Origin of the sequence: Cognatilysobacter tabacisoli, from assembly GCF_003586305.1 — a bacterium.
Taxonomy (GTDB): domain Bacteria; phylum Pseudomonadota; class Gammaproteobacteria; order Xanthomonadales; family Xanthomonadaceae; genus Cognatilysobacter_A; species Cognatilysobacter_A tabacisoli.
Genome location: NZ_QXJI01000001.1, coordinates 685,057 through 706,395 on the forward strand (window position 1 = coordinate 685,057; position 21,339 = coordinate 706,395).

The 21,339-nt window shown below is 71.2% G+C and carries 17 protein-coding genes; 4 read left to right on the forward strand and 13 right to left on the reverse strand.

Going from position 1 to position 21,339, the window contains the following annotated elements; genetic code table 11:
- Complete coding sequence (locus D3A60_RS07720; RefSeq protein ID WP_119718120.1) at window positions 1-966, reverse strand: ArsR/SmtB family transcription factor; 966 nt, start codon at window positions 964-966, stop codon at window positions 1-3.
- A gap of 146 nt (window positions 967-1,112) precedes the next feature.
- Between D3A60_RS07720 and D3A60_RS07725 the strand changes: the two genes are divergently transcribed.
- From D3A60_RS07725 to D3A60_RS07740, 4 genes are all read left to right on the forward strand, one after another.
- Complete coding sequence (locus D3A60_RS07725; RefSeq protein ID WP_331250544.1) at window positions 1,113-2,294, forward strand: acyl-CoA dehydrogenase family protein; 1,182 nt, start codon at window positions 1,113-1,115, stop codon at window positions 2,292-2,294.
- A gap of 233 nt (window positions 2,295-2,527) precedes the next feature.
- Window positions 2,528-7,522, forward strand: coding sequence for an NAD-glutamate dehydrogenase (locus D3A60_RS07730; RefSeq protein WP_119718122.1), 4,995 nt, complete (start codon window positions 2,528-2,530; stop codon window positions 7,520-7,522).
- 142 nt (window positions 7,523-7,664) lie between these two features.
- Window positions 7,665-8,441 (forward strand): NAD kinase, encoded by a 777-nt coding sequence (locus D3A60_RS07735; protein ID WP_119719030.1) that lies wholly within the window; start codon window positions 7,665-7,667, stop codon window positions 8,439-8,441.
- Between the two features lie 45 nt (window positions 8,442-8,486).
- Window positions 8,487-9,392 (forward strand): 5'-nucleotidase, encoded by a 906-nt coding sequence (locus D3A60_RS07740; protein WP_119718123.1) that lies wholly within the window; start codon window positions 8,487-8,489, stop codon window positions 9,390-9,392.
- Window positions 9,393-9,428: 36 nt separating this feature from the next.
- On the opposite strand, the gene D3A60_RS07745 is transcribed toward D3A60_RS07740, so the two are convergent.
- From D3A60_RS07745 to D3A60_RS07800, 12 genes are all read right to left on the reverse strand, one after another.
- On the reverse strand, window positions 9,429-9,998 hold the full coding sequence (locus D3A60_RS07745) for a DUF2939 domain-containing protein (protein WP_119718124.1): 570 nt from the start codon (window positions 9,996-9,998) through the stop codon (window positions 9,429-9,431).
- A gap of 101 nt (window positions 9,999-10,099) precedes the next feature.
- Window positions 10,100-11,260: an MFS transporter gene (locus D3A60_RS07750; RefSeq protein ID WP_119718125.1), complete on the reverse strand. Its 1,161-nt coding sequence runs from the start codon at window positions 11,258-11,260 to the stop codon at window positions 10,100-10,102.
- A gap of 16 nt (window positions 11,261-11,276) precedes the next feature.
- Window positions 11,277-11,963 carry a DUF2461 domain-containing protein gene (locus tag D3A60_RS07755; protein WP_119718126.1) on the reverse strand — a complete coding sequence of 229 codons (687 nt, stop codon included), beginning with the start codon at window positions 11,961-11,963 and terminating at the stop codon, window positions 11,277-11,279.
- Window positions 11,964-11,973: 10 nt separating this feature from the next.
- Complete coding sequence (gene sbcB / locus D3A60_RS07760) at window positions 11,974-13,416, reverse strand: exodeoxyribonuclease I (RefSeq protein WP_119718127.1); 1,443 nt, start codon at window positions 13,414-13,416, stop codon at window positions 11,974-11,976.
- 3 nt (window positions 13,417-13,419) lie between these two features.
- A complete protein-coding gene (locus tag D3A60_RS07765) occupies window positions 13,420-14,787 on the reverse strand; it encodes an FAD-dependent oxidoreductase (RefSeq protein WP_119718128.1) in 1,368 nt (455 codons plus the stop codon).
- Window positions 14,788-14,875: 88 nt separating this feature from the next.
- Window positions 14,876-16,147, reverse strand: a complete 1,272-nt coding sequence (gene kynU / locus D3A60_RS07770; protein ID WP_119718129.1) for a kynureninase — start codon at window positions 16,145-16,147, stop codon at window positions 14,876-14,878.
- 54 nt (window positions 16,148-16,201) lie between these two features.
- A complete protein-coding gene (locus D3A60_RS07775; protein WP_119718130.1) occupies window positions 16,202-17,212 on the reverse strand; it encodes an amidohydrolase family protein in 1,011 nt (336 codons plus the stop codon).
- A 6-nt stretch (window positions 17,213-17,218) separates the two neighbouring features.
- Complete coding sequence (locus D3A60_RS07780) at window positions 17,219-18,175, reverse strand: sodium-dependent bicarbonate transport family permease (protein WP_119718131.1); 957 nt, start codon at window positions 18,173-18,175, stop codon at window positions 17,219-17,221.
- A gap of 1 nt (window position 18,176) precedes the next feature.
- The gene (locus D3A60_RS07785) at window positions 18,177-18,707 is read right to left on the reverse strand and encodes a 3-hydroxyanthranilate 3,4-dioxygenase (protein WP_119718132.1); all 531 of its coding nucleotides are present in this window, start codon (window positions 18,705-18,707) and stop codon (window positions 18,177-18,179) included.
- 52 nt (window positions 18,708-18,759) lie between these two features.
- The gene (locus tag D3A60_RS07790) at window positions 18,760-19,185 is read right to left on the reverse strand and encodes a RidA family protein (RefSeq protein ID WP_119718133.1); all 426 of its coding nucleotides are present in this window, start codon (window positions 19,183-19,185) and stop codon (window positions 18,760-18,762) included.
- Window positions 19,182-19,844 carry a carbonate dehydratase gene (gene can / locus D3A60_RS07795; RefSeq protein WP_119718134.1) on the reverse strand — a complete coding sequence of 221 codons (663 nt, stop codon included), beginning with the start codon at window positions 19,842-19,844 and terminating at the stop codon, window positions 19,182-19,184. Before can ends, D3A60_RS07790 begins: the two co-directional genes overlap by 4 nt.
- 45 nt (window positions 19,845-19,889) lie before the next feature.
- The gene (locus D3A60_RS07800) at window positions 19,890-21,317 is read right to left on the reverse strand and encodes an aldehyde dehydrogenase (RefSeq protein WP_119718135.1); all 1,428 of its coding nucleotides are present in this window, start codon (window positions 21,315-21,317) and stop codon (window positions 19,890-19,892) included.
- Window positions 21,318-21,339 lie beyond the last annotated feature (22 nt).

Below are 21,339 nucleotides of genomic sequence, written 5' to 3' on the forward strand. Positions count from 1 at the left end.
TCAGTGCCTGGAGGACTTGCGGGAAGCGGACAGGGCGGCGGGCCGGCGCGCGATCAGCGCCAGGGCCTCGAAGTGCGGCGGACGGCGCTCGCGGGTCACGGTGCTGGTGCTGACGATCTCCAGGCCCGCCTTCAGCGCGAACTTCTGCAGGTCCTTGTCGCTGAAGCCGAGGTTGACGTGGCCGTAGGCCTCGACGACGGCCCGGTGCTCGTGGCGCGCGAGGCTGGTCAGCAGCAGGCGGCCGCCCGGACGCAGCACGCGGGCGGCCTCGGCCACCGCGACCGCCGGGTGATCGGCGTAGGTCAGCGCGTGCATCAGCACGACCAGGTCGAAGGTGCCGTCGGCGAACGGCAGCGCGTGCATGTCGCCCTCGCGCACCTCGACGTTCTGCAGGCGGCGCAGGCGCTCGGAGGCGGCTAGTACGACCTTGGTACTGGAGTCCAGGCACACATAGCGGTGCGCATGCGGCGCCATCAGCTCAGCGAGCACGCCGTCGCCCGAAGCGATGTCGAGCACGTCGCCGGGCTGCATCAGCGGGATCGCCGAACGCGCCAAGGCCTCCCACGTGCGCCCGGGGGAGTAGTGCCGCTCCATGTCGCCGGCGACGCTGTCGGCCCAGTTCTGTTCGGACGCGCGCGAGGCGAGCACGCCTGCAACGCGTTCGGCGTCCTGGCGCAGCAGCGGGTCGTCGCTGCCCTCGCGCAGCGTCGCCCACAGCGCGCGCTGGGCGGCGTCGAGCGCCGCGTCGTCGAAACGGTAGTACGCCGACACGCCCGAGCGGCGATCGCGCACCAGCCCCGCCTCCTTGAGCTTGGCCAGGTGCGTCGAGACCCGCGGCTGGGCGAGGCGGGTGATCGCCGAGAGTTCGGCGACGGTGAGTTCCTCGCGCTCGAGCAGCGCCAGCAGGCGCACGCGCGTGGCATCGGCGAACACCTTCAGTCGGAGCGACCAGCCTTCTAGATCCATTGCCTGCCTGCTTTATCTGCGTATCGCGATATAGAGATAAGTTTGATCCGCGATGGGCAGGGGGTCAAGCGCTGCAAGCCTGTGCGTCGCCTTCGAGGGTGGGGTTATCCGACGCGCGCCGGTACAATGGCGGGCGGGACGAAACCATTCGTAGACGAGGTGCCGACGTGGATTTTGGCTTCACCGAAGAGCAGTTGATGATCCAGGACGTGGCCCGCCGCATCGCGCAGGAGAAGATCGCGCCGAGCGCCGAGCACCACGACCGCACCGGTGAGTTCCCGCTCGACAACATCCGGACCCTCGGCGAGAACGGCCTGATGGGCATCGAGGTGCCTGCCGAGTACGGCGGCGCCGGCATGGACCCGATCAGCTACGTCCTGGCGATGATCGAGATCGCCGAGGCCGACTGCGCGCATTCGACGATCGTGTCGGTCAACAACTCGCTGTTCTGCAACGGCATCCTGAAGTTCGGCACCGAGGCGCAGAAGCAGCTGTACGTGCGCGCGATCGCCGAGGGCCGGGAGATCGGCGCGTTCGCGCTGACCGAGCCGCAGTCCGGCTCGGACGCCACCGCGATGCGCTGCAAGGCCGTGAAACAGGCTGACGGCAGCTACGTGATCAACGGCAAGAAGAGCTGGATCACGTCCGGGCCGGTCGCCAAGTACATCATCCTGTTCGCGATCACCGACCCGTCCAAGGGCGCGAAGGGGATCACCGCGTTCATGGTCGACACTGCCAAGCCGGGCTTCCACCGCGGCAAGACCGAGCCCAAGCTCGGCATCCGCGCGTCGGCGACGTGCGAGATCGAGTTCCAGGATTACGTGGCCACGCCGGACGAGGTCGTCGGCCAGGACGGCGAGGGCTTCAAGATCGCGATGGGCGTGCTCGACGCCGGCCGCATCGGCATCGCCTCGCAGGCCGTGGGCCTGGCCAAGGCCGCCTACAAGGCATCGGTCGCGTACGTGAAGGAGCGCAAGAGCTTCGGCCAGCCGATCGGCTCGTTCCAGATGATCCAGGCCAAGATCGCCGACATGAAGTGCCGCCTCGACGCCGCCGAGCTGCTGACCCTGCGCGCCGCATGGGCGAAGGAGCAGGCCGAGAAGATCGGCGGACGCTTCAGCACCGAGGCCTCGGTCGCCAAGCTCACCGCGTCGGAAGCGGCGATGTACATCACCCACCAGGCCCTGCAGATCCACGGCGGCATGGGCTACTCGAAGGAGATGCCGCTGGAGCGGTATTTCCGCGACGCCAAGATCACCGAGATCTACGAGGGCACCAGCGAGATCCAGCGCCTGGTGATCGCCCGCAACGAGACCGGCCTGCGCTGAGCCGCCATGGGCCGTTCCGTCGGCACCTGCGCAGTCACCACGGCGACCGGCCCGCGCGGCCGGCGCCGGCGCGTGGCCGACGGCGTCGAACCGGCCCCGCAATCCCTGTTCCCCGACCATGCGGCGCGCAAACGCCGCCGTGACCGGCACGTTCCCGCACCATCCTCCCGCTGATTCCACCTGACCGGCCTGCGCGAAAGCGCGGGCCTCATTGCATTGGAAACTCCGTACCCATGAGTACTGCCAAGAAGGCCCCCGCCAAGAAAGCCGTCGCGAGCCAACGCGCGCCGTCCACCGCTGCGTCGGCCGAGGCCGCGCGCGACTCCGTGTCGCTGACGCCGATCCTCGCGGCGATCCGCAGCCGGCTGCCGAAGGCGCGCCACGCCGAGGGCGAGGCGTTCGTGCGCGCGTTCTACAAGCGCATGTCCGGCGACGAGCTGCCGCAGCACAGCGCCGAAGGCTGGGCCGCGCTGGCGGCGGACTTCCTCGATTTCGCGCGGCAGCGCAAGCCGGGCGCGCCGCTGGTGCGCCTGTTCAACCCGGCGCTGAAGGGCCACGGCTGGGAGTCGGCGCACACGGTGCTGCAGATCGCCAACGACGACATGCCGTTTCTGGTCGACTCGGTGACGATGGCGCTGGCCGAGATGGGCATCGGCGTGCACGTGCTCGGCCACCCCGTCGTGCGCGTGCAGCGCGACAAGGCCGGCAAGCTCGCCGCCGTCGGCGAGGGCGAGGCGGAATCGCTGATGCACCTGGAGATCGACCGGCAGGCGCCGGAGTCGATGCCGGCGGTCAAGCAGGCGGTCGAGGCGGTGCTCGCCGACGTGCGCGCGTCGGTCACGGACTGGGCCTCGATGCGGGCCAAGATGCTCGAGGTCGCCGAGGACATCGGCGCGCGCAAGCTGCCGGTCGGCGACGAAGGCCGCCGCGAGGCGCAGGCGTTCCTGCGCTGGGCCGCGGACAACCATTTCACGTTCCTCGGCTACCGCGAGTACGAGGTCGTCAAGAAGGACGGCAAGGACGTGCTGTCGGCGGTCAAGGGCAGCGGGCAGGGCCTGCTGCGCGGCAAGGAGGTCGGCAAGCCGCGCCTGCTGACGTCGCTCGCCGCGCACTACATGCCGCAGTCCGGCGCGGTCGACGCGCTGATCCTGACCAAGACCAACGCCCGCTCGACCGTGCACCGCCCCGGCTACATGGACTACATCGGCGTGCTGAGCTTCGACGACAAGGGCAAGCCGGTTCGCGAGGAGCGCTTCCTCGGCCTGTACACGTCCAGCGCCTACAACCGCCGCCCGTGGGACATCCCGCTGGTGCGCCAGCGCCACGAGTACGTGATGGCGCAGTCCGGGCTGGCACCGGACAGCCACAGCGGCAAGGCGCTGCGGCACATCCTCGAGAGCCTGCCGCGCGACGAGCTGTTCCAGTCGACCGAGCAGGAGCTCGCGCACACCGCGTCGGGCATCCTCGGCCTTCAGGAGCGCGTGCGCAGCAAGCTGTTCCTGCGCCGCGACCGCTACGGCCGCTTCTTCTCGATCCTCGTGTACGTGCCGCGCGAGCGCTTCAACACCGACATGCGCCTGCGCATCGAGGCGATGCTCAAGCGCGTGCTGCACAGCGACCAGGTCGATTCGTCGGTGATGCTGGGCGAGTCGCCGCTGGCGCAGCTGCACCTGATCGTCCGCCCGAAGTCCGGCGAGACCGTCGAGGTCGACAGCGCCGCGATCGACGCCGAGCTGTCGACCATCGTGCGCAACTGGGGCGACGACCTGCGCGAGCGGCTGGTCGCGCGCAACGGCGAGGAGCGCGGCCTGGCGCTCGCCGGTTCGGTCGGGCGCGCGCTGCCGGCGGGCTACATCGAGAACGTGTCGGCCGACGTGGCCGCGACCGACGTCGAGTACCTCGACGCGCTGACCGGCCCGGACGACCTGCGCCTGAGCCTGTACCGCGGCCGCGACGGGCTGCTGCACTTCAAGTTCTACCGGCTCAACGACGACATCCCGCTGTCGGACGCACTGCCGATGATGGAGAACATGGGCCTGCGGGTGATCTCCGAGCACCCGTACCGCATCCAGTTCGGTGACCGCACGGCCTACATCCAGGACTTCGAGGTCGAGACGGCCAAGCGCGACCTGGACATCGACCGGCTCGACGAGAACTTCGAGGAGGCCTTCGCGCACATCTGGCGCGGCGAAGCCGAGAACGACGGCTTCAACCGCCTGATCCTCGGCGCCAACCTGTCGTGGCGCCAGGTCGCGGTGCTGCGCGCCTACTGCAAGTACCTGCTGCAGATCGGCGTGCCGTTCTCGCAGAGCTACGTCGAGGAGACCTTCGCCCGCTACCCGCTGCTGGCGCGGCTGATGGTCGAGCTGTTCGAGGCGCGCTTCGACCCGAGCACCGGCAAGGAGTCCAAGGCCGAGATCAAGGCCGGCGCCGAGCGTTTCCGCGCGCAGGTCGTCGCGCTCGCTGGCGGCGACGCCGCGGTGCTCGCGGCGGTGGAGCCGGTGCTCGAGGCCCGCGCCGGCAAGCGCGAGGCGCAGTTCGACGCGACCCGCACGGCGATCAAGGCGATGCTGGACCGCGTGTCGAGCCTCGACGAGGACCGCATCCTGCGCAGCTTCATGGGCGTGATCGAAGCCACGCTGCGCACCAGCTACTACATCCAGTACAAGGACGGCCTGCGCGCCGACGGCGGCCCGTCCGACTACGTCAGCTTCAAGCTCGATCCGGCGAAGGTGCCGGACCTGCCGAAGCCGCGCCCGTACCGCGAGATCTTCGTCTACGGGCCGCGCGTGGAGGGCGTGCACCTGCGCTTCGGCCCGGTCGCGCGTGGCGGGCTGCGCTGGTCCGATCGCCGCGAGGACTTCCGCACGGAAGTGCTCGGCCTGGTCAAGGCGCAAATGGTCAAGAACACGGTCATCGTGCCGGTGGGTTCGAAGGGCGGCTTCTTCTGCAAGCAGCTGCCGAACCCGGCCGTCGACCGCGACGCGTGGTTCAACGAGGGCGTGGCCTGCTACAAGCGCTTCATCAACGGCCTGCTCGACATCACCGACAACCTGTCGATCGACGGCCGCATCCTGCCGCCGGCGAACGTGGTCCGCCACGACGGCGACGACCCGTACCTGGTGGTCGCGGCCGACAAGGGCACGGCGACGTTCTCCGACATCGCCAACGGCATCGCCCGCGCGCACGGCTTCTGGCTCGACGACGCGTTCGCGTCCGGCGGTTCGGTCGGCTACGACCACAAGGGCATGGGCATCACCGCGCGCGGCGCGTGGGAGTCGGTCAAGCGCCACTTCCGCGCGATGGGCCGCGACTGCCAGACGCAGGACTTCACCGTCGTCGGCATCGGCGACATGTCGGGCGACGTGTTCGGCAACGGCATGCTGTTGTCGAAGCACATCCGCCTCGTGGCCGCGTTCGACCACCGCCACGTATTCCTCGACCCGAATCCTGACGCCGCTGCGTCGTTCAAGGAACGCGAGCGCATGTTCAAGCTGCCGCGCTCGTCGTGGGAGGACTACAACCCGAAGCTGATCAGCAAGGGCGGCGGCGTGTTCCCGCGCTCGGCCAAGTCGATCCCGGTGTCGGCCGAGGTCCGCGCCGCGCTCGGCATCGACCCGGCCGTGACGGCGATGAGCCCGACCGAGCTGCTCAGCGCGATCCTCAAGGCGCCGGTCGACCTGCTGTGGAACGGCGGCATCGGGACCTACGTCAAGGCCAGCACCGAGTCGCACGCCGACGCCGGCGACCGCGCCAACAACGCCCTGCGCGTCGACGGCCGCGACCTGCGCTGCCGCATGGTCGGCGAGGGCGGGAACCTGGGCCTGACCCAGCGCGGCCGCATCGAGGCGGCGCAGCACGGCGTGCTGCTCAACACCGACTTCATCGACAACTCCGCCGGCGTGGACACCTCGGACCACGAGGTCAACATCAAGATCCTGCTCAACGCGCAGGTGCAGAAGAAGAAGCTCACGCTCGAGGCGCGCAACGCGCTGCTGGCGTCGATGACCGACGAGGTCGCCGGGCTGGTGCTGCACGACAACTACCGCCAGAACCAGGCGATCAGCCTGATGGAGCGGATGAGCGTGCCGCGCATGGGTTCCAAGCGCCACTTCATCAGCACGCTCGAGGCGCAAGGGCTGCTCGACCGCCAGATCGAGTTCCTGCCGAGCGACGCCGAGCTGTCCGAGCGCAAGGCGCGCGGGCTCGGGCTCACCCGCCCGGAGCTCTCGGTGCTGCTGTCGTACAGCAAGCTGGTGCTGTTCCCGGAGCTGCTCAATTCGGACGTGCCGGAGGACCCGTACCTGTCGAAGGAGCTGGTGCGCTACTTCCCGCAGCCGCTGCAGGGCAAGTACGCCAAGGCGATGGAGGACCACCGGCTCAAGCGCGAGATCATCGCGACGGCGGTCACCAACCAGATGGTCAACCGGATGGGCGCGACGTTCACCCTGCGCATGCAGGAGGACAGCGGGCGCAGCGCGGCCGAGGTCGCCAAGGCCTTCAACATCACCCGCGAGACGCTCGACGCGCGTGCGCTGTGGACGCAGATCGACGCGCTCGACGGCCAGGTGCCGGAGGCGGTGCAGATCGACGCGCTGCAGGTGATCTGGGAGCTGCAGCGCCGGTTCACCCGCTGGCTGCTGTCGCGGCCGGGCGCGATCCCGAACATCACCTCGGCGGTCGAGCGCTACCACGACGGCTTCAAGGAGATCCGTGCCGGGCAGGGCATCCTCGGCCCCGGGCAGCGTCCCGAGTACGAGGCGAGCCTCGCGGCGTGGAAGGCCAAGGGCGTCCCGGCCGCACTGGGCGCGCAGCTGGCCGCGCTGCCGTACATGGAAGCGTGCCCGGACATCATCGAGCTGGCCCGCGAGCGCAAGCTCAAGCCGGTCGAGGTCGCGAAGACGCACTTCCGCCTCGGCGAGGCCCTGCGCCTTCCGTGGCTGCAGCAGCAGATCGACGCGCTGGCGGTCGACGGCCGCTGGCACGCGGTGGCGCGCGGCGTGCTGCGCGAGGAGCTGGCGACCCAGCAGCGGGCGCTGGTCGGCCAGGCGCTGACGATGCCGGGCAAGGATGCCGACGCCAAGGTCGCCCTGTGGCTGGGCCGCGACGACAACTCGCTGCGGTTCACCTTGGCGATGCTCAACGAGCTGGCCTCGCAGAAGTCGCTGGACTACCCGACCGCGTCGGTCGCAGTGCAGCGCCTGTCGCAGCTGGCGTCGCGCGGCTAGTCGACGGCGTCCCGCCGGTGCCCGTGCGGCACCGGCTGGGCCTGCCGCCGGTACCGCGACGTGCGGGATGGCGGTCGCGGCCGCGTCATCCGTCGCCGACGCGACCCCGCGCTATGCTCTCGCCATCGCACTGGAGCCGCCGATGTCCGCGACGACGCCCCGCATCGCCTTCCTCGCCAGCCACGCAGACGAGGCCCAGCGCGCGCTCGCGGAGCTGACCGCGCGCCACGGCGAGCGCGCGCCCGACGAGGCGGACGTCCTCGTCGCGCTGGGCGGCGACGGCTTCATGCTCCAGACGCTGCACCGGCACGGCTCGCTCGGCAAACCGGTCTACGGCATGAAGCTCGGCACCGTCGGCTTCCTGATGAACCAGCAGCGCAGCGAGGACCTGGTCGAGCGCCTGCACGCGGCCGAGCCGGCCGTGCTGCGGCCGCTGGAGATGGTCGCGATGACCGAATCGGGCGCGACCGTCGGCTCGCTGGCCTACAACGAGGTGTCGCTGCTGAGGCAGACGCGGCAGGCCGCGCACCTGAGCATCGACCTCAACGGCCAGACCCGGCTGGACGAGCTGATCTGCGACGGCGTGCTGGTCGCCACGCCGGCCGGCAGCACGGCGTACAACTTCTCCGCGCACGGGCCGATCCTGCCGCTGGGCGCAAACGTGATCGCGCTGACGCCGATCGCTGCGTTCCGCCCGCGGCGCTGGCGCGGGGCGGTGCTGAAGGCGGACACCGAAGTGCGCTTCCGCGTGCTCGACCCGTACAAGCGCCCGGTCAGCGCCACGGCGGATTCGCACGAGGTCCGCGACGTCGTCGAGGTGATGATCCGCGAGTCGCACGACCGCACCGTGACGCTGCTGTTCGACCCCGAGCACAACCTCGAAGAGCGGATGCTCGCCGAGCAGTTCATCAGCGGCTGACGGCCGGTCTCGCCGGCTGCGACGCGGGCGCGGCACAATACGCGCATGCCCGACCGTGATGCCAACCCGCTGATCGTCGCGATTTCCTCGCGCACCCTGTTCGACCTCGAGGCCAGCCACGCGCTGTTCGAGGGCGACGGCATCGACGCCTACGCCGACTTCCAGCGCCAGCACGAGGACGACGTGCTCGAACCGGGCATCGCGTTCCCGCTGGTGCGCAAGCTGCTGGCGCTGAACGAGGGCGCGCCGCCCGAAGCGCCGCGGGTCGAGGTGATCCTGATCTCGCGCAACTCGGCCGACACCGGCCTGCGCATCTTCAACTCGATCGCCCACCACGGCCTGTCGATCAAGCGCGCGGCCTTCAGCAACGGCGCGCCGCCGTTCCCGTACATCCGGCCGTTCGGCGCCGACCTGTTCCTGTCCACCCACGCCGAGGACGTGCGCAACGCGCTGGCCGCCGGCGTGGCCGCGGCGACGCTGCTGCCGGCGCGCGCGCCGCAGCACCGTCACGACCAGCTGCGCATCGCCTTCGACGGCGACGCGGTGATCTTCGGGGACGAGGGCGAGCGGGTCTCGCGCGAGGGCGGGCTGGCGGCGTTCGCCGCGCACGAGCGCGCGCATGCCGGCGAGCCGCTGTCCGGCGGGCCGTTCCGCGGGTTCCTCGACGCGCTGCACCGGCTGCAGGCCGCGTTCCCGACGGGCATCGACGCGCCGATCCGCACCGCGCTGGTCACCGCGCGATCGGTGCCGGCGCACGAGCGGGTGATCCGCACGCTGCGCGAGTGGGGCATCCGGCTCGACGAGGCGCTGTTCCTCGGCGGGCGCGCGAAGGGCCCGTTTCTGGAGGCGTTCGGCGCGGACGTCTTCTTCGACGACTCCCCGCACAACATCGCGTCGGCGCGGGACCACGTCGCCGCCGGGCACGTGCCGCACGGCGTCGCCAACGGCTAGCGCGCCGCGCCGGCAATGCCGGAACGTCGTGGGGAATCAGCCGGCGGGCAGCGCGGCGTCCGCGGCGCCGAGCGGCAGGCGGATGTCGGTCAGCCGCCAGGTCAGGCCATCGCGGGTCAGCACGAACACCAGCGGCGGGCCGTCCGCGCTCGGCACGGTGGCGGTGAAGCGCGACGTCGACTCGAAGCCGTAGCGCGCGTCCCTGAGCACGTCGTCGGGGCTGCGGTGCGCGTAGGCGTCCTCGGTCGTCACGCCGCTGCCGCTGGCGCGGTGCCACAGACCGCGGCCCTCGATCAGCGCGCCGATGCCGGCCGGCGTCACCATCGCGTCGACGATGCCGCCGGTGACGCTGCCGGCCAGCCGCAGCGCCAGCGCGCCGAACAGGTTGGCCTGCGCATCGGGACCGGCGCGCCGGGCGATCTGGTCCTCGACCTGCGCCTTGAGGTTCGCCCGAAGGGTCGGGAAGTCGACGTGACGGGCGAGCGCGGCGGTGTCCTGCGCCTCGACTGCGTTGCGGATGCCGCGCACGGCGACGAACGGCCCGGCCGCGACCGCGGCGAGGGCGAGCACGACCAGCAGGACGAGGGCGACGACCAGCTTCTTCATCGGGGCTTTCCGCGCGGATGGGTGGACGGCCAAGCATATCGGGCCGCCGCGGCTACGACCGCGGGCCGCGCTGAACCGGCGGGCCCCGTTCGTTCGGTCGGTCAGGCCTGGTGCGCCGCCGCGCGGTGCAGCCGCGCGACGCCGGCATGCAGCGCCAGCGCGCACAGCGCCGCGAGCGCCCCCAGCGCGAAGGCCATGCCGCCACCACCGTGCTGCCATGCGACCGACGACACCAGCGCGCCGAGCACGCCGCCAACGCCGCCACCGATGCCGTACAGCAGTCCCTGCGCGCCGACCATGTGCCGGCGCTCGGGGAACAGCTCGGCCATGCGGCGCATCACGCCGGCATGGAAGGCGGCGAAACCGAACGCGTGCGTCGCCTGCGCCAGCGCCATCCACGCGAACGAGTCGGCGAGCGTGGCGACCATCAGCCAGCGTGCGACGGTGACGACCATGCACGCGGTCAGCATCCGGTGCGCGCCGAAGCGCTGCACCAGCTTCGGCGCCTGCCAGAACATCGCGATCTCGCACAGCACGCCGAGCGCCCACAGCGCGCCGACCCCGGTGCCGTCGTGGCCGTTGGCCCGCAGGTGCAGGGTGTAGAACACGTAGAACGGCCCGAAGCCCACCTGCATCAGCATCACGGTGCCGAGCAGCCGCTTGGTGCCGAGCCGTCGCCACAGCGGCTCGCGCGGCCCGGCATCGGCCTGGGGCAGCGGCGCGTCGCGGCGGTGCAGCCATGCGGCGATGACGGTCAGCGCCAGCCACGGCAGCGTGAGCCACACGAACATGCCGTCGCCGAAGCGGTCGAGCAGCCAGCCATAGGTGCCGGCCACGATCAGGAAGCCGATAGAGCCCCACACGCGGATGCTGCCGTAGGCGTGGTTGTTCGCGCCCAGCGTCGACAGCGTCATCGCCTCGAATTGCGGCATCACCGCGTTGAAGAACAGCGCGAACCACAGCATCGCGCCGAGCATCCACGCCAGCGGCGGCGCGCCGGCGAGCGTGGCGAAGCCGGCCAGCGCCAGCAGGCAGCCGCCGACCAGCCAGCGCCCCGGCGTCGCGCTTGCGGCCGTCAGCCGCGACCACACCGGCGGGGCGAGGATGCGGCCGCCGTACCACAGCGCCAGCACGGCGCCGACCACGTAGCCGCCGTGGCCGAGCGCGTCGACCCAGCGGCTCACGTACGGCGTGTAGGCGCCCAGTGCGCCGTAGTAGCCCAGGTAGAACAGCGCGTAGCGGCGGAATTCGTTTGTCGTCACGCGTCAGCCGTCCCGCTCAGAACTCGAGATCAAGCGCGGCGCACAGGTAGTCGGTGAAGCGGGCCAGTCCGGCCAGATCGCCCTCGATCACCTTGAGCAGGCGCGGGCCGGTCATCGTTGCGTCGTCGATCGCGCGCAGCGCGACGAAGTTCTTGCGGCGCAGGTCCTCGGCGAATGCGAAATCGGCCGGAAAGCCGCGCGGCGCGCGCACCAGCATTTCGCTGTCGTCGAGGTCGTAGCGGCGGCGGAACGCCTTGTCGTGCGCGGCCGCCTGCCAGCTGCCGGGGTTGTCGACGATGAAATGGCGGATGCGCCGCAGCGCCTCGGGCTGCGGGTGCCAGAGGCCGCTGCCGATGAAGCAGTTGCCCGGCTGCAGGTGCAGGTAGTACGACGGCGCTTCGACCTGCTTGTGGCGCTCGTGGAACAGCCGCGCGCCCTGCCATTCCTTGTACGGGCGCTTGTCGCCGGAAAAGCGCGTGTCGCGCTGGATGCGGAACAGCGAGCCGCCGACGCCCTTCGGGTCGGCGCGGTAATGCGGGCTGACCGCGGCGAGCGCCGGCTGCAGGTCGCCGATCAGGCGCAGGAACGGCCCCCGCACGTTCGCGTCGTACTCGGCCTTGTGCGCGTGGAACCACTCGCGCTCGTTGTGGCGGGCGAGGCTGCGCAGGAACTTGAAACTGGCGTCGGAAAAGTAGGCGGGCATCGGGGAGGGCTCAGGTCAGGCTGGCGTCGATGTCGCGGCCCCAGGCCTCGAGGCGATCGAGCAGGGCGAGCTTGCCGCCGTCGCCGGCATGGCGCAGGCGCAGGTCGGCGATCTCGGCGTGGAACCGCGCGAAGCTCAGCTCGGACAGGCCCGACTCGTCGTGCAGGCGCCGGCGGCGGTACGCATCCCAGCGCGCGCGCTCGTCGGCGTCGAGCGTGTCCGGCCAGTTGCGCGCGCGGTAGCGGAACAGCAGTTCGGCCAGCCGGGGGTCGCGGAACGAGAATGCGCGCGCGCCGAGCGCCGCCGGCGGCGTGGTGCGCACGTCGGCGAACAGGCGCTTGTCCCCGTCGCCGATGAAGCCGTCGTACAGGGATGCATCGACGTCCGACGGAGTGCGCGCCTTGTCGGCGTCGAACACCCGGCGCACCTTCTCGGCCAGTGCGGGTCCGGCCGCGCGCAGCGTCGCCGCGCGTGCGAGCACCTCGGCCGGGTCGATCCGCAGCCGTTCCAGGTCAGCGTCGCGCAGGTGGTCCCACGCGACCAGCGCCGGCGCGCGGTTGAGGTGGACCTCCTTCAGCGCGATGCGGACCTCGCCCTCGGGCAGGTCGGCGGCGGGCGTGTACAGGCGGTCGGCGATCTCGTCCGGCGACAGCCGCAGCAAGGGTTCCGGGTCCTGGCCGAGGTCGAACACGACCACGCGGTTGTCGATGCGCGGGTGGCGCGCGAGCGGCACCACCGGCGCCGCGCACAGGCGGCTGGCCGGAAAGCGCTGCGACACGTGCAGCACCGGCGTCATCGCGACCACGTCGAGCAGGCTGGCGGCGAAGCGCTTGTCGCGCAGCTTCAGCAGGTAGTCCCACAGCCGCGGCTGGGCGCGGCGCAGGAGCCGGGCGATGCCGATCAGCGCGCGCACGTCGCTGAGCGCCTCGTGGGCCATGCCGTCGCGCACGCCGTTGGCCTCGGCCAGGTGCTCGAGCTTGAACGACGGCGCGCCGTCCTCGCGGGTCGGCCACACCAGACCGTCGGGGCGCAGCGCGTGTGCGGTGCGCATCACGTCGAGCAGGTCCCAGCGGCTGTTGCCGCCGCGCCACTCGCGCTCGTACGGGTCGAAGAAGTTGCGGAACAGCCCGTGGCGGACGAACTCGTCGTCGAAGCGCAGCGAGTTGTAGCCGAGCGTGCAGGTTTCCGGCCGCGCCATCTCCTCGACGATGCGGGCGAAGGCCTGCGCCTCGTTGACGCCGTCGCGCAGGGCGTCCTGCGGGGCGATGCCGGTGATCAGCGTCGCCACCGGCGACGGCAGCAGGTCGTCGGCCGGGCGCACGAAGAAGTCGATCGGCGCGTCGATCTCGTTGAGCTCGGCGTCGGTGCGGATCGCCGCGAACTGGGCGATGCGCGTCGTGCGCGGGTCGGCCCCGAACGTCTCGAGGTCGTAGAACAGGAAGCTCGCCGGCATGCGTCAGGCGTCCAGCGGCAGCGGCTCGAGCCGGGCGCGCACGGTGGCGTCGACCGCGTCCCAGTCCAGCGTGTCGAGCGTGTCGTGGCCGGCGGTCAGTTCGACCAGCAGCGCGCGCTGGCGCTGGCCCCGGTCCAAAGCGGTCGCGTAGGGCATGCGCTGGAACGTGACCATCGAGTAGCGCGGCATGAAGCGGTCCGGATGCCGTTGCGCGAGCTGCAGTTCCAGCGCACGCTGCAGCAGGTAGTCGTGGTCGTCGACGCGGTCGCGCATCTCCAGGTAGTTCTCCAGCGCCATCTGCTGGATCGCGCGCGCGTTCGGCAGCCGTTCGGCCTGGAACGCGGCGAAGGCCGCCGCGCGGTCGGGCGTGCGGTCGAGGTGCTCGGCCAGCGCCACGCAGTCCTCGAACGCGCAGTTCATGCCCTGGCCGTGGAACGGCACCATGGCGTGCGCGGCGTCGCCGAGCAGCACCGCGCGGCCGTCGAGGTGCCAGCGGTCCAGGTACAGCGTGGCCAGCAGCCCGGTGGGGTTGCGCTCGAAGTCGGTTTCCAGCGCCGGGATCAGCGGGATCGCATCGGCGAAATCGCGCTCGAACAGCGCGCGCACGTCGGCGCCGTTGCGCACCGTCGCAAAGCTCGGGTCGCCCTCGTTCGGCAGGAACAGGGTGACGGTGAAGGTCTGCTCGTCGTTCGGCAGCGCGATGCACATGTAGCGGCCGCGCGGCCAGATGTGCAGGGCGTTCGGCTCGATCCGGAAGCTGCCGTCGGCGGCCGGCGGGATCTCGAGCTCCTTGTACGAGTGGCCGAGGAATTCGGTGCGCTCGCCCAGTTCGAGCTGCCCGCGCATCGCCGCCCGCAGCGCCGAGCCCGCGCCGTCGGCGCCGACCAGCGCGTCGAAGCGCACCGCGACGCGGTCGTAGCCGCCCTCGTCGGCGAACGTGGCGACCTGCCCGTCGAAGTCGACATGGTCGAGCGAGCGGTAGAAGTGCAGCCGCACGCCGGCCTGCTCGGCGAGGTTCAGCAGGGTGATGTTGAGCTCGCCGCGGTTGACCGACCAGATCACCTCGCTGTCGTCGCGCCCGTAGCGCTGCAGGTCGGTGCGGCCGTCGAGGAAGTGGACCATGCGGCCGCGCATCATCACGGCCCGCGCCATCACCTCGTCATCGCCGCCGGCCTGCCGCAACGCGTGCAGGCCGCGCTCGGCCAGGGCGAGGTTGATCGAGCGGCCGCCGCCGTAGCCGTGCACGCGCGGGTCGCCGCGCTTCTCGTACACGTCGACGCGCCAGCCGCGCTGCACCAGCAGCGTGGCCAGCAGCGCACCGGCCAGCCCGGCGCCGATGATCGTGATGTGGCGCGAGGCGTCGTGGCTCATCGGTCGAGTCCGTCCGGCAGGTGGCCGCGCAGGGCCGTCAGGGCCGTCAGGGCCGTCAGGGCGTTATTCCAGGTCGCGCGCGGCGCGGTCACGCGGTCTTCCATCCCTGCACCGTGCGCGCAAAGCGCAGGACATCGGCATGGGTGTTGTACAGCGGCGCCGGCGAGATGCGGATCACGTCGGGTTCGCGCCAGTCGCCGAGCACGCCGCGCGCGGCGAGGTGCTCGAACAGCGCGCGGCCGTGCTCGCGGCCGCCGCGCACGCGCAGCGACAGCTGGCAGCCGCGGCGCTCGGGCTCGGCCGGGGTCAGGATCTCCAGCGTGTCCGACAGGCCCGCGTGGATCAGAGCTTCGAGGTAGCCCGTCAGCCGGATCGACTTGGCGCGAAGCGCCGGCATGCCGACGCGGTCGAACAGGTCGAGCGACGCGCGCAGCGGCGCCAGGCCGAGGATCGGCGGGTTGCTGAGCTGCCAGCCGTCGGCGCCGGCCGACGGCACGAAGTCCGGGCCCATCAGGAAGCGGCTGGACGGGTCGTGGCCCCACCAGCCGGCGAAGCGCGGAACGTCGGCGTGGGCGTGGCGCTCGTGCACGAAGCAGCCTGCGATCGCGCCCGGACCGGAGTTCAGGTACTTGTAGTGGCACCACACCGCGAAGTCCGCGCCGCTGTCGTGCAGCGCCAGCGGCACGTTGCCGACCGCGTGCGCGAGGTCGAACCCGCACGCCGCGCCGGCCGCGTGGGCGAGCCTGGCGATCGCCGGAAGGTCGAACGCCTGGCCGGTGCGGTACTGCACGCCCGGCCACAGCACCAGCGCCAGCCGCGGCCCGTGCTCGGCGATGGCGCGCTCGATCGCGCCCATCGAAAACAGGCCGCCGGGTTCGTCAGGCTGCAGCTCGATCAGGTCGGCGTGCGGGTCGAAGCCGTGGAAGGCCACCTGCGAGGCCACCGCGTAGCGGTCGGACGGGAACGAGCCGGCTTCGACCAGGATCGCCGGGCGCTCGCGCGTCGGCCGGTAGAAGCTGACCATCATCAGGTGCAGGTTCGCGGTCAGCGTGTTCATCGCGACCACTTCCGACGGCTGCGCGCCGACCAGCCGCGCGAGCGGCTCGCGCACCAGCCCGTGGTAGGTCATCCACTGCGCGTCGCCGGTGAAGTGGCCCTCGACGGCTTCGTGCGCCCACTTGTCGAGCACCTCGTCGATGTAGCGCCGCGCCGCGCGCGGCTGCAGGCCGAGCGAGTTGCCGACGAAGTAGGTCTGTTCGGCGCCGCCGTGGCGCGGCAGCAGGAACTCGTGGCGCAGCGTCGGCAGCGGGTCGGCGGCGTCGAGCGCGGCGGCGTGGGACGGGGCGAACAGATCGGTCACGGCGAGCGGATTCCGGAAAGCAATGGCGAAGGGATCAAGCGGCAGGAGCGTGGCTCAGGCGAATCGCGACAGCGGCAGGCCGAGCCATTCGAGCGCGGTGCCGTGGTACAGGCGCGCCTGCTCGGCGGCGTCGAGCCCCAGCGCGGCGATGCCGGCGCCCGGCTCCTGCTCGCCGAGCGGGAACGGGTAGTCGGTGCCGAGCATCACCCGCGAGACGCCGCAGGTGTCGAGCAGGTAGCGAAGCGCGCGCGGGTCGGCGACCCACGAGTCGAAGTAGAGGCGGTCGAGGTACTCGCGCGGGTTGCGCGGGTTGTCGGTGGCCACCAGGTCCGGGCGCATGTTGAAGCCGTGCTCGATGCGGCCGATCGTGTACGGGAAGCTGCCGCCGCCGTGGGCCATGCATACCTTGAGCTTCGGCAGGCGCTCGAGCACGCCGCCGAACACCAGGCAGCACGCGGCGCGCGACTGCTCGGCCGGCATGCCGACCAGCCACGGCAGCCAGTACTTCGGCATCGACGCGGCGCCCATCATGTCCCACGGGTGCACGAGGATCGCCGCGCCCAGGTCGCTGGCGGCCTCGAAGAATTCGAACAGCTCCGGCGCGTCGAGGTTCCAGTCGTTGACGTGGCTGCCGATCTGCACGCCCTGCAGGCCGAGCTGGTCCATGCAGCGCTCGAGCTCCTGCACGGCCAGCCGCGGCGACTGCAGCGGCACGGTGCCGATGCCGGCGTAATGGCGCGGGAACTGGCGCACGGTGGTGGCCATGTGGTCGTTGAGCGCCTGGTGCAACTCCAGCGCGTGCTGCGGCTTGGCCCAGTAGCTGAACATCACCGGCACGGTGCTGATCACCTGCACCTGCACGCCGAACCGCGCGTAGTCGTCGATGCGCTCCTGCGGGTCCCAGGTCTTCGACCAGATCTCGCGGAAGAACTTGCCGTCTTTGTAGATGCGGTGGCGGCCGTCGTCGGTGTGGTGGATCACCGGGAAGCGCAGGTCGCCGTACTTGCGCGCCAGGTCGGGCCAGTCGCGCGGCAGGTAGTGGGCGTGGGTATCGATCTTCAGCATTCGGGCTCAGCCACCGATGGCCCCGGCCACCACGCCGTACAGCGGGATGCCGATGGCCAGGTTGAACGGGAAGGTGACGCCCAGCGATGCCGCCAGGCAGCGGCCGACGTTGGCCTCGGGCATCGACGCGCGGATCGACGCCGGCGCGGCGATGTACGACGCGCTGGCGACCATCGTCGCGAACACCGTCGCCGTGCCCGGCTCCATGCCGGCCAGCCGCGCGACTGCCGCGCCGGCGCACCCGTGCAGCAGCGGCACCGCGATCGCATACGGCACCAGCCGCGCGGCCTCGCGCCCGATCGTGCGCAGCTGCGCGGCGGCGAGCATGCCCATGTCGATCATGAACAGCATCAGCGTGCCCTGGAACAGCTGGAAGTACATCGCGTCGACGCTGGCGATGCGCTGCTTGCCGGCCAGCGCGCCGATCGCCAGGCCGCCGAGCAGCAGCAGCGCGGTCTTGCCGGTCAGCACCTCGCGCACCTGCGCCATGCGCACCGCGCCGCCCTTGCCGATCGCCAGGCCGAGCAGGATCGCCGGGATCTCCAGCGCCACCACCAGCGCGACCAGCACGCCGTCGGGCGCGCCGCCGCCGCGCTCGACGTACTGCTGAGCGGCGATGAAAGTCACCGCCGACACCGAACCGTAGTGCGCCGCCATCGCCGCGGCTTCGGTGCGCACGTCGCGCAGCCACAGCCGCGCAGCGAAGTAGGCCGACGCCGCGGTCGCGACGCCGACCGCGATCGTCAGCAGCACCAGCCCGCCCAGCCGCAGCGGGTCGCCGCCCTGGCTCAGCGCGACGCCGCCCTTCAGGCCGATCGCCAGCAGCAGGAAGATCGACAGGTACTGCTGGATCGCGCCGGGGATTTCCAGGTCGCTGCGCACCAGCCGCGCGACGACGCCCAGCGCGAACGCCAGCACCACCGGCGACAGTAGGTTGGCGGACAGCAGGTCGGCCGAGATCATCTCAGGTGTCCGGCATCACGTACTTGGCCGGCGCCGGGTTCACGTGCCCGCAGGCCTTGCAGGTGCGATGCTCGAGCGACGAGTAGAAGCGGTCGAACACCGGCGGGAAGTCCTGCTCGATGTCGACCAGGTGGAAGAACTCCTCGTACAGCTTGGCGTTGCACTGTGCGCAGAACCACAGCAGGCCGTCGTCCTCGTGCGGCAGGCGCTTGCGCTCGATGACCAGCCCGATCGAGCCCTCCATGCGCTGCGGCGAATGCGGCACGCGCGGCGGCAGCAGGAAGGTTTCGCCGGCGCGGATCGGGATGTCGCGCACCTTTCCGTCCTCCTGGATGCGCAGCACCATCTCGCCCTCGAGCTGGTAGAACCACTCCGCGCCCTCGTCCCAGTGGTAGTCGGTGCGCGCGTTCGGCCCGCCGACGACCATGACGATGAAGTCGCCATCGTAAATGCATTTGTTGCCGACCGGCGGCTTCAACAGGTGGCGGCGCTCGTCGATCCAGGCCTGAAGGTTCAGTGGGGCGGGCAACATCGGGACGGTCTCCAGTCGGTCGGGTTCGGCGCGCGGCGGTCGGGCGGCCGTGTCAGCCGGGCAGGGCGGCCACGCACTTGAGCTCGATCGCGATCGGCGTCGGCAGCGCGGTGATGCCCAGCGTGGTCCGGCACGGCGCGGTCGAGGGGTCGGGAAAGTATTCGGCCCACACGGCGTTGTACGCCTTGAAGTCGCGCGCCATGTCGGTGAGGTACACGGTCACGTCGACCAGGTCCTCCCAGCGCGCGCCGCTGGCTTCGAGCACCGCGCGCACGTTGGCGAACACCGCGCGCGCCTGCAGGTCGATGTCGTACGAGATCAGGCGGTCGTCGGCGTCGTGCACGTTGCCGGGGATCGCGTTGCTGGCCGGGTCGCGCGGACCGATGCCGGACAGGAACAGCAGGTGGCCGACCCGGCGTGCGTGCGGGTAGTGGCCGACCGCGCGCGGCGCGCCGCTGGCGTGGATGGCATCGCTCATGCCTCGTGCCCCTGCTGCCGGACCCGTTCGATCGCGGCCGCGTAGGCCGGTGCGACCTCGTCGGGCCCGTCGATGCCGGGGCCCAGTTCGCGTACGCGCCCGTCGTGCAGGCTGTACACCCACGCGTGCACGCCGAGCGTCTGGCCGCGCGCCCACGCGTCCTGCACGACGGTGGTCTGGCAGACGTTGAGCACCTGCTCGATCACGTTGAGCTCGCACAGCCGCGCGTGGCGCAGGGCGTCGAGTTCGACCTCGTCGAGCAGCGCGGCGTGCTTCTGGGCGACGTCGCCGACGTGGCGCAGCCAGTTGTCCGCGAGCCCGACGCGGGTGCCGTTCAACGCCGCGTGCACACCGCCGCAGCCGTAGTGACCGACGACGAGGATGTGCTCGACCTTCAGGATGTCGACCGCGAACTGCATCACCGACAGGCAGTTGAGGTCGCCGTGCGACATCACGTTGGCGACGTTGCGGTGCACGAAGACCTCGCCCGGCGCCAGCCCGGTGATCTGGTTGGCCGGCACGCGCGAGTCGGAGCAGCCGATCCACAGGTACTTTGGCGCCTGTTGCTGCGACAGGCGCTTGAAGAAGGTCGGGTCATCGCGGCGGACCTGCTCGGCCCAGTCGCGGTTGTTGCGCAGCAGTTCGTCGAGGTTGCTCATGCGGAACGGCGTATCCGTGGTGCGTGGTGAGGTGAGGTGGCGGGGTCAGGGCAGCGCGATGCCGACGTTCTTGGCCTCGCTGAAGAAACGCATCGCCTCCATGCCGCCCTCGCGGCCGAGACCCGACGCGCCGGTGCCGCCGAACGGCGTGCGCAGGTCGCGCATCATCCAGGTGTTGATCCAGACCATGCCGGTGCGCAGCTGCGCGGCCATCCGGTGGGCGCGGTTGAGGTCGCGCGTCCACACCGACGCCGCCAGCCCATAGTCGCTCGCATTGGCCAGCGCGAGCGCGTGCTCGTCGCTGTCGAACGGCTGCAGCGTCACCACCGGGCCGAAGATCTCGTCGCGGTTGGTGGCGCAGTCCGGGCCGAGCCCGTCGATGACGGTCGGGGCAACGAACCAGCCTGGCCGGTCGAGCGCGGCGCCGCCGCACAGCACCTGGCCGCCCTCGGCGCGCGCACGTTCGAGCGCGGCGACGACCTTGTCGAAATGCGCCTGCGACACGAGCGGGCCTAGCTGGTTGTCCTCGTCGATCGGGTCGCCGACCCGCAGCGCGATCGCGCGCTCGACCAGCGCGTCGCGGAACTCGGCGTGGATCGACTGCTCGACCAGCATCCGCGAGCCGCAAAGGCAGATCTGACCGGAGTTCTGGAACGCCGAGCGCACCAGCACGTCGAGGTGCTCGCGCCAGTCGCTGTCGGCGAACACCAGGGTGGGGTTCTTGCCGCCGAGCTCGAGCGACACCTTCTTCAGCAGCGGCGCGGCGAGCGAGGCGATGCGGCGGCCGACCGCGGTGCTGCCGGTGAACGACACGGCCTTGATCCGCGCATCGGTCACCAGCGCCTCGCCGACCTCGGCGCCGACGCCGTGGACGACGTTCAGCACGCCGGCCGGCAGGCCGATCTGCGTGGCGAGTTCGGCCAGCATCGTCGCCGTCACCGGCGTGACTTCCGATGGCTTGGCCACGACGGTGTTGCCGGCCGCCAGCGCCGGCGCGATCTTCCACGTGAACAGGTACAGCGGCAGGTTCCACGGCGAGATCGTCGCCACCGCGCCGAGCGGCGTGCGCAGCGTGTAATTGAGCCCGGCCTGCCCGTGGTGCGACTCGCTGGCGAACTGGGTCGCCGCGTGCGCGAAGAAGCGCAGGTTGGCCACCGCGCGCGGGATCTCGATCTCGCGCGCCAGCCGCATCGGCTTGCCGCCGTCGCGGGACTCGGCGTGGGCGAAATCGACCAGCCGCGCCTCCAGCGCATCGGCGAGCTTCTCGAGCCAGCGCGCGCGCTCGCTCGGGGCCAGCGCGGCCCATGCCGGGGCGGCGGCGTCGGCGGCGGCGATCGCGTCCTCGACGTCGGCGGCGGTGCCGGCGGCGACCTGCGCGTAGGCCCGCGCATTCGCCGGGTCGAACACCTCCAGCCAGCGGCCGCCGTGCGGTTCGCGGGGCTGCCCGGCGATGTGGTGGTGCAGTCGCTGCATGCGCCTAGCTTAACCGGCGCGG